Genomic DNA, 12,448 nt, shown 5'->3' on the forward strand with positions numbered 1-12,448 from the left:
ATGACGCATGGTGAGTCCAATCTATTTATCATTAAGAGTAAAATCAATAGGTAACCTGACTGTTATCCGTCCATTCTTAAGTATTTCTGCTGGCGGTACGGGTAACGGTGCCGCGCGAGATAACACCTGCTGCGCTTCTTTGTCTAAAGAACGTGTGCCTGATGAATTCGCTAGACTGCTATCAAGTAAAAAGCCTTGGCTATCTACCGTAAACATCACCACGGGTTTACCTACGCGATTACGCCTTCCTGCATCTTCAGGGTAACGTTTATATTTATTCAATTTTCCAAGCACCATCGCTTCCCACTCTTTTTGAAGGCTATCGAGGGCTTCTGACTGGCTATTAAGTTCCGCTGCAATTTGCTGGCTTTGGACAAGTGCCGCCGCATCGCTGGTCACTGGCGCATCGCTGGCTTTCGAATCTGTGGTTTGCACCTTCTTCACTTGCTGCTGTTCTTGTTTCTGCTTTTTCAACTCAGGCTTTGGTTTTTTCGCCGTTGTTTTCGTGAGTTGCACTTCCGCTTGCTCATTAACAGGCAGTGTGGGAATAATGGCGTCCTCTGCTTGTGCTTTATGGGATTCACTCGCCACTGCTAGCTCTTGAGTTTGACCAATGTTCACTTCCGTTAATTGTTTGGCTTGTGCTTCGATAGATAACTCCATCACCACCGAGGGCGGCGGCAGGGATTCTTCCCATCGCGCATTGTGTGTTACCCAGATAAAAAAACCCACAATGACAATATGCAGTGCCACGGCTAAAACCAGCCAGCCGCCCATTTTGGAAGTTCTACTCACATACCCACTTTCAAACGTTATTGTGCTCATATTCATCTTACGTGCTTTTACAGAGTTGCAAATGATAATTAATAACGAATGCAAATGGAAATTATTTGTAAATAAATGTGACGATTACTTCACAAAATTAACGATTTTAAATCATCATATTGCTTGTCTTTGTTGATTATTTAGGCGTGTACCAAACATAATCCGCATGCAAGTTATCGATTTCCTCGCCTTGCTCCGAAATAATCAATACTTTCAATGGCTCATCTGGTGCTAAATCGAGCATATGTAACGGCACACCAATCGCTCGCGTTGCATGATAACCACCTGCAAATAACAATGCGGGAGCCGGAGCATCTAATAATCCTTGAGCCATCGCCCTATCTCTTAGTTGCTGGATCACCAGCATCTTTTTCGCTTGTTTATCATCCAACTCACCATTGTGTGAGCGTTTAATGGTTTCACTGATCAGTTCCTGAATAACAGGCTGAGTTGAATGTGTTCCTGTGATCGTAGGCGGATTGTCATAAGCCTTCAGCACAGCATCTCGATTAATATTCGCGGCTAAAACTGGGGATGGCTGAGCCAGTAAATACTTCACGAGTTCCCCATATTGCGCCCACGGCCAACCACTATTCCAATGTAAAATTTCTTGCAGTTTTTCATCTCGAATATACGGGTTCCCTTGCATCTGTTTTTGGACATTGTTAACTCGACTCTGTTGATCTGGGGTGAGCATTTCCAACAGCACCGCACCTTGAGGACGTATTTGCTGCATTTCCTGGGCGACCCATTGCTCAATTTGATGATGGTAAATATTGTCGTGTTTCTCCCCAACAATCACACGAGGAGAGGCTGCAAGCTCTTGAATTAACTGCTGAGGAGTGATGGATTTGCCCGAATCTAAATCAATGATTTTGCCAGCTTGTGTGAGTTGGGGATCCAATTGCTGAGCGGGTTTTGGTGTTTGTGAGGTACATCCTAACTGTGTGAAACTCAAAACGAAAAGCATCCCTAAACTCAACAATGAGGGTTTTTTCGTTAAATAATTCAAAGAACGTGCTGATATCATTATCTTTTCCATATAGTGACTTTGAAGCCATTCAAAATACAGATAATGATAATCATTTTCAAATAAAAAAGACTCCCATTAACCACAATGGAAGTCTTTATGCGGAACTCGATGATTAATCAATCATTCGAGAAACTATTATAATGAAGCTAATTACAGTGGATTCGTTTGAGCTTCCACTGCGGCTAACGCCACCATGTTGACAATACGACGAACAGATGCGATTGGCGTTAAGACGTGGACAGGTTTCGCAACCCCCATCAGTACAGGACCCACAGTAACACCATCAGAACTGGTGACGCGCAGCAAGTTATAGCTAATACGCGCCGCTTCCATATTTGGCATAATCAGTAAGTTTGCTGAGCCTTTCAGTGGGCTATCTGGCATCACATCTTTACGGATTGATTCAATCAATGCCGCATCCGCATGCATTTCCCCGTCAATTTCCAAGTTTGGTTCACGCGCTTTCACTAATGCCAGTGTATCGCGCATTTTTTGTGCTGAACCACAATCTGAAGAACCGAAGCTCGAACGTGATAACAGCGCCACTTTAGGCTCAATACCAAATCGACGAACGGTATCCGCTGCCATTAAGGTGATTTCCGCTAACTCTTCTGGTGTTGGATCTTCGTTCACATAAGTATCTGCAATAAAGGTATTACCGGTTGGTAATAACAAGGCATTCATTGCCCCTGCAGTATGTGCACCTTCACGGAAGCCGAACAGGTCTTTGACGACCTGGTAGTGTTCACTGTAGCTACCGATTGAGCCACAGATCATCCCATCAGCTTCACCACGTAGAACCATGATACCGCCGATAATAGTTGGGTTTGCAACTAATGCACGGCGCGCCATTTCTTGAGAAACACCACGGCGTTTCATAATTTGATAATATTCTTGCCAGTACTCTTTAAAGCGTGGGTCATTTTCATTGTTGACCACTTCAAAATCTTTACCTAGCTCAATATGCAGACCCAGTTTTTGGATACGCATTTCAATCACGCTAGGGCGACCGACCAGAATAGGGAATGCTAAACCAAGAGAAACCAGCTCTTGAGTTGCATGTAATACGCGCTCTTCTTCCCCTTCCGCTAATACGATGCGTTTTAGCTCTTTTTTCGCTTGGGAGAAAATTGGCTTCATAAATAAGTTTGTTTTATGAACAAACTGATTCAGCTTTTCAACATACGCATCCATATCCGTGATTGGACGTGTCGCGACGCCTGATTCCATTGCTGCTTTTGCTACTGCTGGCGCAATTTTCACGATAAGGCGCGGGTCGAATGGTTTTGGAATGATATATTCAGGGCCAAAGAATAAATCTTGGTTCCCGTACGCTGAAGCGACTTCTTCACTTTGTTCCGCCAGCGCTAAGTCAGCGATAGCGTAAACGCAGGCCAGTTTCATCTCTTCGTTGATTGTCGTTGCGCCGACATCCAGTGCGCCACGGAAGATGAATGGGAAACACAGAACGTTGTTAACTTGGTTCGGATAGTCAGAGCGCCCTGTACAGATAATGGCATCTGGGCGAACTTCTTTTGCTAATGGTGGCAGAATTTCCGGCTCAGGGTTGGCTAATGCTAAGATCAGCGGGTCTTTTGCCATGGTTTTCACCATTTCAGGTGTTAATACGCGAGGACCTGAGCAACCTAAGAAAATGTCAGCATCAGGAATAGCATCCGCTAATGTGCGCTGACCATTATCGTCAATCGCATACGCGGCTTTAGTCGCATCCATTCGTTCATCGCGACCTTTATAAATCACCCCTTTTGAATCGCAAACGGTGATATTTTCGCGCTTTAATCCTAACGCCACTAATAAGTTCATACAGGCAATCGATGCGGCACCCGCACCGGATACCACTAAACGCACATCGCCAATGTCTTTTTTAACGATACGTAGACCGTTAATCACCGCCGCAGTACAAATAATGGCGGTTCCGTGTTGGTCATCATGGAACACAGGAATATTCATGCGTTCACGTAATTTTTGTTCAATATAGAAGCACTCTGGCGCTTTAATATCTTCGAGGTTGATACCGCCGAATGTTGGTTCCAGCGACGCGATGATATCAATCAGCTTATCAGGATCGGTTTCATCGACTTCAATATCGAAAACATCAATACCCGAGAATTTCTTAAATAGCACCCCTTTCCCTTCCATGACAGGCTTACCTGCCAATGCACCGATATTCCCTAATCCTAGTACCGCAGTACCGTTAGAGATAACTCCCACAAGGTTACCTTTCGCTGTATAACGATACGCTTTTAGTGGTTCTTCTGCGATTTCTAGGCAAGGTACCGCAACGCCCGGGGAATAAGCTAAGGCTAGGTCACGTTGAGTGGTTAACGGTTTGGTTGGTGTTACAGTAATTTTCCCAGGATGAGGAAACTCATGAAAATCGAGAGCACTTTGTTTTAATTTATCATCCATCATCAAGTCCTTTCAAAATTTGGTAAGGTAAGAGCCATCACAGTATAAACACATCTTGTTAGCAAATCATGATCACGCCTATGATTTCCAGAAAAATCTTTCAGTTACAAGAAATTTACACAGATTTGCCACAAAAATACAATGGCGAATTTATAGACATACACAATATTGTTATTATTTTTATTCATATCATTTTTTAAATCACTTTAATTTTTTTCAATCTTAGTTATTATTTTTTTGAAATTAATGTATTATTCTAAAGCTCGTTTCTTTTTAGCCTTAATATATCCAGCTCCATAATATTCGCTCCCATTATTCATGCTTTTATGCAGCTAATTAATTCATCAATTAAGAATAATGATTTCATGTAATCTTAAATATATTATATTTTAACTATATCAATTCTAGTTAATCTAATAAGTTGTCAGACATAAAAAAGGAACCCACTATGTCTAATCACACGGTTATGATTATCGATGAACACCCTATTTTTCGTTTTGGATTATCCCATTTATTAAAATCAAAAGCTGACTTTGACGTAACGGCAGAAGTTTCAAATAGTAAAGAAGCGCTGAATATCGCCACCAGCAAACAACCCAATATGATACTGATAGATACTATTCTTCATGGTAATAAAACATTCGAAACGATTCGATTACTACGTAAGCATTGCGCTAATAGTTATTTGCTGGTTCTTTCGCTCTCAACGATGAAGACCGATATCTACGCCGCTATCGATGCCGGTGCTCAAGGTTATTTATTAAAAAATAGCGAACTCGATATGTTGCTTAATAGTATGAAAAAAGCGATGGAGGGGCACCATGTATTTAGCGAAAAAGTTTATCAGCATCTGATTACTCGGCATCAATCTAAAGATCCACTCTCCACATTAACTCGCCGTGAATGCGAAATATTGCACGAAATGGCAGCAGGGTTAAAGAACAGAGAAATCTCTCAACTATTATTTATTTCTGAAGAAACCGTTAAAGTTCACATTCGAAATGTTTTAAAAAAATTACGAGTCCGATCTCGTTTAGAAGCCAGCCTAATATACATGCGTTCAAAATAATTTAATCTGATTTAATTTAATTAACGTAAGTTGTCTAAATTAATTATTTTATTATTTATATATAAAATTATGAATATTAACTCTGCCTTAGTTATTATTAAATCGCTTGTTAGATTAATAAATCTTTTCGATTCAAAGGGGTAGACCATAATTGTATTTTCCCGCATTATGTATGGCATACATTGTTCGCCATCAGAGGAAAATCATATGTCCAACACCCCTGCATCCCCTTATATCATGTACGGAATTAAAAACTGCGATACCATTAAGAAAGCTCGCCGTTACTTAGACGATAACGCAGTCAGCTACCAATTCCATGATTATCGCGTTGATGGCATCACTGATGAACTCCTCTCTACATTTTTGCAACACATCGATTGGGAAACCTTGGTGAATAAACGAGGTACAACTTGGCGTAAGCTCAGTGATGAAGAGAAAAATGCAGTTGTTGATGCTGATAGCGCGAAAAAAGTCTTACTGGCTGAACCTGCGATGATCAAGCGCCCTGTTCTTGTTTCCGCTAATGGTCATTATCTTGTCGGGTTTAACGCCGACGACTACAAAAAATTCACAAAATAAAGGTGACTCAATGAATTGCCCTGTCATTGAACTTGCAAAACAACTTATCGCCCGCCCCTCTATCAGCCCAGATGACCAAGGTTGCCAAGATTTACTCATCGAACGTTTGAATAAAATCGGCTTTACGGTAGAAAAAATGCCATTTGGGGATACTCTCAATTTTTGGGCTCACCGTGGTGATAATGGCAAAACTCTCGCCTTTGCGGGTCATACCGATGTCGTCCCTGCTGGCGACCACAGTAAATGGCAGACTCCGCCATTTACACCAACAATTATCAACCAGCATTTATACGGTCGTGGTGCTGCCGACATGAAAGGCTCTATTGCCGCCATGGTCGTTGCCGCTGAGCGCTTTGTAGAAAAACACCCAACCCATACTGGTCGCCTCGCGTTTTTAATTACCTCCGATGAAGAAGCCAAAGCCACTCACGGCACCGTAAAAGTGGTAGAGACATTACAAGCACGTCATGAGTCAGTCGATTACTGCTTAGTAGGGGAACCGTCCAGCCAGTCTGCGCTTGGTGACATCATTAAGAATGGTCGTCGCGGCTCTATCACCGCTCACTTAACTATTTTGGGTACCCAAGGGCATGTTGCCTATCCACATCTGGCGGATAACCCTGTACATCGTGCAACGGGCTTCCTTCAAGAGTTAGTCTCCACTAAATGGGACGATGGCAACCAATATTTCCCAGCTACCAGCATGCAAATCGCCAATATCAATGCAGGTACAGGCGCCGATAACGTCATTCCCGGTGAACTAAAAGTACAATTTAATTTCCGTTTTAGCACCGAACTGACAGATACCGTGATCCGCGAACGTGTGGTTGACATGTTAGAGCGCCATGGGCTGAATTATCATTTAGATTGGTTCTTATCGGGTCAGCCATTCTTGACCGGCGACAGCGAATTAGTGAGTGCAACGGTGCAAGCAATCCTAGAAGTCACAGGGCGCGCAACCACCTTATCTACCAGCGGCGGCACCTCTGACGGGCGTTTTATCGCCCAAATGGGTACCCATGTTATCGAGCTAGGTCCATTGAATGCGACGATCCATAAAGTGGATGAGTGCGTTAGCGTCGATGATTTACAACAGCTCGCCGTGATCTACGAACGTATCATGGAGCTACTATTACTATGACTCTCTCCATCGAGATGTTAACCGGGCGCTCTACCGACCATTTAGTGACTTTGGGCGGTAATCACCGCCTACAGTTTAATACCACTAAAGCATTCCTTGCCATGCAGCAAGCGGCGGCACGCGCCGGGTTTAAACTACAATCCGCCAGTGCTTTTCGTGATTTTGCTCGTCAGCAGATCATTTGGAATGAAAAATTTGCAGGTAAACGCCCTGTTCTTGATACCCACAGCCAACCATTAGATATTTCAACATTATCTGAAGGGGAATTATGTGAGGCAATCTTGCATTGGTCTGCGCTACCAGGGGCTAGCCGCCACCACTGGGGTACAGAGATTGATGTTTACGACCCCCTACGCATTCCTGCTGGGCAAACCCTGCAACTAGAACCTTGGGAATATCAAGAAGGGGGGTATTTTGCTGAGCTTAATCACTGGTTAACCGACAATATGGCGACCTTTGATTTTTACCGCCCTTTCACCGCAACCAATGCAGGTGTAGCGGAAGAACCTTGGCACATTAGTTATTGGCCGTTGTCCCATGAAGCTGAGCAGCTATTAACGTCAGGAATTGTTAGGCAGGTACTAACCGAAGAAGATATCAGTGGAAAAACCTGGTTATTAGATAACCTTGAGTATGTTTTCAACCGCTATATTAAAGTGCCTGAATGATTTATCTGTCACTCAGTCTCTCGCTGAGTGACAACTTTCCTTATTACGAACCTTCGTTATTCTGATCCGAATTTGACACATCCACGACAGGCAAGCGGTACATAAAAATCAGTAACCAACACATCCCTAAAAATAACCCAATTTTTAGCCAGTCATAGCTGACCACCCAAATCGAAAAAGCAAACGTAATAACAATTAATGTCATGGCTTTCGGTTTTACACCTTTTGGTAGCGCGCGATGCGTTTGCCAGTGACGTAAATACCCGCCGAACCATGAACGATATAGCAACCAGTTATGAAAGCGTGGTGAAGAACGCGAAAAACACCATGCCGCTAATAATAAAAAACAGGTCGTTGGCATGACGGGTAAAATAGCGCCAAGAAAAGCTAAGCCAACAGCAATCCATCCTACTGTAATGAATATGATTTTCTTTATATTCACTCAGGCTCTCCCGTTACAACAAAAAACATGGTTAAATGACCCCACTAAAACCTACCAACTGCGTCATGTGGGCAGGGCTACACATTATTATGATTAAAATAAGAAGGCAAATATGCATTGGTTAGCCGATTACTGGTGGATCATCCTACTGTTATTAGTCGGGGTCATTTGGAACTCAGTAAAAGAGATGATGCGACTCGACCCCAAAAAATATTTGGATGACAAACCTGAAATTCCGCCTCACAAAGATAATAATCACCTCTGGGATGATGAAGACGACGACTGGCCTAAAGACAAAAAGCGCTAATTTGTTGCCTTAAACTTTTCACCACTTCAGGGTAATAGTCATTCAGCCACTGCGCGACTTCGGCTCTTGCGTGTTTTAACCACTGTTTTTGCCCTACTAACCCTAAGTGCATAGCAATACACTCCACAGATAATCCTTGATGATAATACTTCGCAAGGGTAGAACCTGTTATTTCAGCCGAATGTTGTTGCTGTAAAACCGCTAAAAAACGCTGTAGTGACGGCTCACTTGCGGCTAACGAACGGTGGTAGTCGCTAAAGCCGACCAATTCTAGCCAATCTCCAGCGTCAAGATGCTGTTCAAATGTGCTTTTCAGACTAAATTCATTAAGATCATGACGCCAGAATAGGTCTCGTTCTAATCTCTGTTGCCCTAAATAGCAAATTGACTGAGCTTCTGCGGATAATGGCAATATCGCCATTGCCGTAAAACAGCCGCTACTTGCCTCAACATGCCGCCCAATTCGCACGATCTGGAACCCTGATGATTGCCAAAAAGCCAATAATTCTGGGGTTAAACCAAAGCTGACCGATAGAAAGTCTAAACCGTCCTGAATGCCTTGCTCGATTTGCGATTCTAATAACCGGTAGCCAATTTTTTGGCGACGATATCCAGCATTTACAGCGATACGCATCACTCGTCGAGAACGTAATGTCGGGGCTTGAGGGAAATAGCAATGCGCAGCAAGGGATTGAGCAACCAGATTTCCCCGTGGGCGCCGCTGTCCTGCCCAAATTTGCCAGCTTAGGTTTTCATCTAAACCCCCTTCATCCACCATCCATACTGCGCCAATAACATCCTGATTATGATGGCTTGCGACAGCAAAGTGCTGGTGTTGCGCATCCAATAATCGGCGTAAATCTAACGGCGAAGTCCGATAATGCGCTGCGGTCAATAAACCATAAAATGCGTGGAGTTGTTTGGGATCATGAGCCAGTTGCTGCTGGCTAAGTGATTTAAGAATAATCGGTTCTGACACAACATTCGCCGATATAGAGCTTTCCAATAATAAACTTTGGTTAATCACCCTTTCGAGCGGGTCATGTTCTGCAAAGCGAATCGGCTGAGTGAGCGACAGCGAGGTGAAATTTTCGAGGCTATCACAAAATTTCATCATAAACCCACGCCCCGTACCTTCATAACCTTCCACCGTCGTGGTCATAAGTACCCGTGGGAAAAAGGCGATAATCTGCCGCAAAATATGGGATGGAATGGCGGCCGCTTCATCAATAATTAACCAATCAGCATCAATCTTTTGCTCTGATTGGCAATAGTGCAAAAGCGCATCAGGCGCCCAAAATTTGAGTTCATGCTCTGCATATTCAGCAATCACACCGGTGGTCACTTTCGCTGGCGCACAACACCAACATGCACCTTTCCAAGCCTTTATCAGCATACCCGCAACGGTGGATTTGCCTCGTCCGCGAGGGGCTATTAACCCCCATACTCCGTTTTCTGCTGACAGCAATTGTCCAAGCGCATCTTGTTGCTGTTGGGTCGGCTGACCACTGGGTGCTATCCATTTGGGGTGATCAGGTAGCAAATTCAGTACACGCGTTTGGTTTTGTTCTTCAAATTGTTGATCAATAAACAGCACATCAGGGCGATTCCGGAAAGTGCGTTGTAAATGATGAACAAAATTCGGTGTGGGAATTTCACCAAATTGCTCATTCCATCTCACACTATCCTCATCATTTTGCTGCGCCCACAGAGATTGGGGTGGAGTGCAAAGCACCAATAAACTTCCTGCTTTTAGGGTTCCCGCTAAGATAGCCAGCGCTTCGCTGTGTAACCCTTTACGCGCATCAAAAATACCATGAACAAATTCACGACCAAGCAATAGTTGGGCTTTTTCTGGTGGAATGCTATTGGGTAATTCAGGTGAAAGACAGAGCCAATCCCCTGCTAAGAAATCTTGAAATTCCTCAAGCTGAGATGTGATCCACTCATGCGTCCCAGATAAAACCAGCAGGCGGCGGAAACCGGTATGATGTAGCTGCTCAACAATCGCTTGTAATGAATTTTTCATCGCCAAGATTATGATTTACCAATAAGTAATGACAGAATCCCTGCGGCGATCAATGGTCCAACAGGAACGCCTCGGAATAAGGCAACACCAATCACCGTACCCACCAATAGCCCTGCCACCGTCGAAGGCTGGCTCCCCATCAGCGCTACACCCCGACTGCCTAGCCAAGAAACCAATATACCAATCACTATTGCCAGTAATGATTTCCAATTCAAAAAGGAACTTAATACATCATTTGCTGAGATTTTTCCGCTTGCAATGGGCGCCATGACGCCTATCGTCAAGATTAAAATCCCGATGGTTAACCCATATTTTTCGACCCAAGGGAAGAAATTATTCAGTGGCGTGATCCGCACCACCAGCAAAAATAGCATGGCTAACGTCACTGTCATGTTGTGGCTGATAATGCCTAATCCTGCCAATACCAGCAAAATGATCAGTGTAGGATCCACTTGGCTCATAATTTTTCCCCTGTAAAATAAATGCATTGCGACAACACAGTTCCACCGCGTCAATTGAGTGAGTATGTTATTGATCTCGAGTTGAAGAGGCAAATCATCCTTCACCTTCAAACGCTATTTTCTGTAGTCTATCTGAAAAAAGTTTATCTTAGAAAATAGGTTTCCCTTCATTCATGGAACCCTAATAAAACTTAAGTTAAATAATCAGAATATTCGATACTCCCCATTGTTTTTTCATCCACTATTCCGACCTTCTTGATCAATATTTTTTAAGATACAGAGTGTTTCACTAAAAAAAACCAAAAAAAATGCCTTTAACAGACAACAATTTATCTATTCGTATAATAGATTGCCGTAATCTATAAACACGATTCACTAGGATCTCGGCTATGTCTCACGATTTAACCACTTATTCAAACGCTCGCTTTATCGCACTGCGTCTACGTCCAGGGGAAGATGTCATTCTTACCTTACGTGAACAGGTCAAACATCATCAGTTGCAAGCCGCATTTATTGCTGGCTGTGTGGGTAGCTTGACCGATGTCGCCTTGCGTTTTGCTGGGCAGGAAAAAACCCATCTTACCTCAGGTAAATTTGAAATTGTGTCACTGATAGGCACCCTTGATGCTCAGGGTGAACACCTGCATTTGGCGGTTTCCGATGAAAACGGGCAAATGAGCGGTGGACATATGATGCCGGGTTGCACCGTCAGAACTACCCTCGAATTGATTATTGGCGAACTGGAAAATAAAACCTTTACCCGTGAGCCTTGCGCGCTCTCAGGATATGAAGAATTGGTCGTCACTTCTCGTTAGTTTTTGTTCTATTTTGATTTCATTCTAGCTTTAATTTACAACTTATTAGGGATATTTAATTCATGGCAAACTCGTCAATCATTTCCAGCCGAACATTGGCTTTAATTGTTTTTTCGATTGCAATCAACATGGTAGTTGGGCAATTAAGTTCCATGCTAAAACTGCCTATCTTCCTTGATTCTATTGGCACGATTATCTGTGCGCTGCTCGCAGGTCCGTGGGCAGCTATCTTTAGTGGTTTAGCGACTAACTTGCTTTGGGGTCTTTTAACTGGGCCTATCGCAGCAGCATTTGCCCCAGTCGCAATGATGATCGGCTTAAGTGCTGGTTTGCTAGCGCGTGCTGGCGGTTTTCGTACCCTACCACGCGTTATTTTATCGGGAGTGGTGATCACTATCGCACTGATGATTGTCGCGGTACCTATTCGCACCTACTTATTTGCAGGAACCACTGGTAGCGGAGCAGACTTTTTTGTGGCTTATTTCCATGCTGTCGGTGAAAACTTATTAGAGTCTGTGGCTATCACTGTTTTAGGCGCCAATATTGCGGATAAGATAATTTCAGCCATTGTAGCTTGGTTGCTTGTCCGCCGTTTACCTGAGCGCGTTCAGCGTACTTTCCCAAATATGGCTAAAGTTCGCTAGGGGTT

The 12,448-nt window shown here is 43.5% G+C and carries 13 protein-coding genes; 7 read left to right on the top strand and 6 right to left on the bottom strand.

Going from position 1 to position 12,448, the window contains the following annotated elements; translation table 11 throughout:
- Positions 1 to 21: 21 nt before the first annotated feature.
- The 3 genes from HFU86_RS10635 to maeB all read right to left on the bottom strand — a co-directional run bounded on the left by HFU86_RS10635 (position 22) and on the right by maeB (position 4,288).
- Positions 22 to 795: an energy transducer TonB gene (locus HFU86_RS10635; protein ID WP_320205277.1), complete on the bottom strand. Its 774-nt coding sequence runs from the start codon at positions 793 to 795 to the stop codon at positions 22 to 24.
- A gap of 166 nt (positions 796 to 961) precedes the next feature.
- Positions 962 to 1,855, bottom strand: coding sequence for a ChaN family lipoprotein (locus HFU86_RS10640; protein ID WP_282551744.1), 894 nt, complete (start codon positions 1,853 to 1,855; stop codon positions 962 to 964).
- 153 nt (positions 1,856 to 2,008) lie between these two features.
- Positions 2,009 to 4,288: an NADP-dependent oxaloacetate-decarboxylating malate dehydrogenase gene (gene maeB / locus HFU86_RS10645; RefSeq protein WP_036953259.1), complete on the bottom strand. Its 2,280-nt coding sequence runs from the start codon at positions 4,286 to 4,288 to the stop codon at positions 2,009 to 2,011.
- Positions 4,289 to 4,736: 448 nt separating this feature from the next.
- Here maeB and HFU86_RS10650 point away from each other — a divergent pair, with 448 nt between their 5' ends.
- The 4 genes from HFU86_RS10650 to HFU86_RS10665 all read left to right on the top strand — a co-directional run bounded on the left by HFU86_RS10650 (position 4,737) and on the right by HFU86_RS10665 (position 7,745).
- The gene (locus HFU86_RS10650; RefSeq protein WP_187129243.1) at positions 4,737 to 5,357 is read left to right on the top strand and encodes a LuxR C-terminal-related transcriptional regulator; all 621 of its coding nucleotides are present in this window, start codon (positions 4,737 to 4,739) and stop codon (positions 5,355 to 5,357) included.
- Between the two features lie 207 nt (positions 5,358 to 5,564).
- Positions 5,565 to 5,936 carry an ArsC family reductase gene (locus HFU86_RS10655; protein WP_132496051.1) on the top strand — a complete coding sequence of 124 codons (372 nt, stop codon included), beginning with the start codon at positions 5,565 to 5,567 and terminating at the stop codon, positions 5,934 to 5,936.
- A 10-nt stretch (positions 5,937 to 5,946) separates the two neighbouring features.
- A complete protein-coding gene (gene dapE, locus HFU86_RS10660) occupies positions 5,947 to 7,077 on the top strand; it encodes a succinyl-diaminopimelate desuccinylase (RefSeq protein ID WP_132496052.1) in 1,131 nt (376 codons plus the stop codon).
- Positions 7,074 to 7,745 (top strand): M15 family metallopeptidase, encoded by a 672-nt coding sequence (locus HFU86_RS10665; RefSeq protein WP_132496053.1) that lies wholly within the window; start codon positions 7,074 to 7,076, stop codon positions 7,743 to 7,745. Before dapE ends, HFU86_RS10665 begins: the two co-directional genes overlap by 4 nt.
- A 43-nt stretch (positions 7,746 to 7,788) precedes the next feature.
- On the opposite strand, the gene HFU86_RS10670 is transcribed toward HFU86_RS10665, so the two are convergent.
- The gene (locus tag HFU86_RS10670) at positions 7,789 to 8,181 is read right to left on the bottom strand and encodes a DUF454 family protein (RefSeq protein WP_165906938.1); all 393 of its coding nucleotides are present in this window, start codon (positions 8,179 to 8,181) and stop codon (positions 7,789 to 7,791) included.
- Positions 8,182 to 8,299: 118 nt separating this feature from the next.
- Between HFU86_RS10670 and HFU86_RS10675 the strand changes: the two genes are divergently transcribed.
- Positions 8,300 to 8,494, top strand: coding sequence for a YpfN family protein (locus tag HFU86_RS10675; RefSeq protein ID WP_036953252.1), 195 nt, complete (start codon positions 8,300 to 8,302; stop codon positions 8,492 to 8,494).
- Here HFU86_RS10675 and HFU86_RS10680 read toward each other — a convergent pair.
- Positions 8,475 to 10,523 carry a tRNA(Met) cytidine acetyltransferase TmcA gene (locus HFU86_RS10680; protein WP_187129244.1) on the bottom strand — a complete coding sequence of 683 codons (2,049 nt, stop codon included), beginning with the start codon at positions 10,521 to 10,523 and terminating at the stop codon, positions 8,475 to 8,477. The genes HFU86_RS10675 and HFU86_RS10680 overlap by 20 nt on opposite strands.
- Before the next feature lie 8 nt (positions 10,524 to 10,531).
- The gene (locus HFU86_RS10685; RefSeq protein WP_036953250.1) at positions 10,532 to 10,984 is read right to left on the bottom strand and encodes a DUF441 domain-containing protein; all 453 of its coding nucleotides are present in this window, start codon (positions 10,982 to 10,984) and stop codon (positions 10,532 to 10,534) included.
- Positions 10,985 to 11,373: 389 nt separating this feature from the next.
- Between HFU86_RS10685 and HFU86_RS10690 the strand changes: the two genes are divergently transcribed.
- Positions 11,374 to 11,799, top strand: coding sequence for a PPC domain-containing DNA-binding protein (locus tag HFU86_RS10690; protein ID WP_187129245.1), 426 nt, complete (start codon positions 11,374 to 11,376; stop codon positions 11,797 to 11,799).
- Positions 11,800 to 11,861: 62 nt separating this feature from the next.
- Positions 11,862 to 12,443 (top strand): membrane protein, encoded by a 582-nt coding sequence (locus HFU86_RS10695; RefSeq protein WP_036953246.1) that lies wholly within the window; start codon positions 11,862 to 11,864, stop codon positions 12,441 to 12,443.
- Positions 12,444 to 12,448: the final 5 nt, after the last annotated feature.

This window comes from Providencia sp. JUb39 (assembly GCF_012272845.1).
In the GTDB taxonomy this organism is placed as follows: domain Bacteria; phylum Pseudomonadota; class Gammaproteobacteria; order Enterobacterales; family Enterobacteriaceae; genus Providencia; species Providencia lanzhouensis.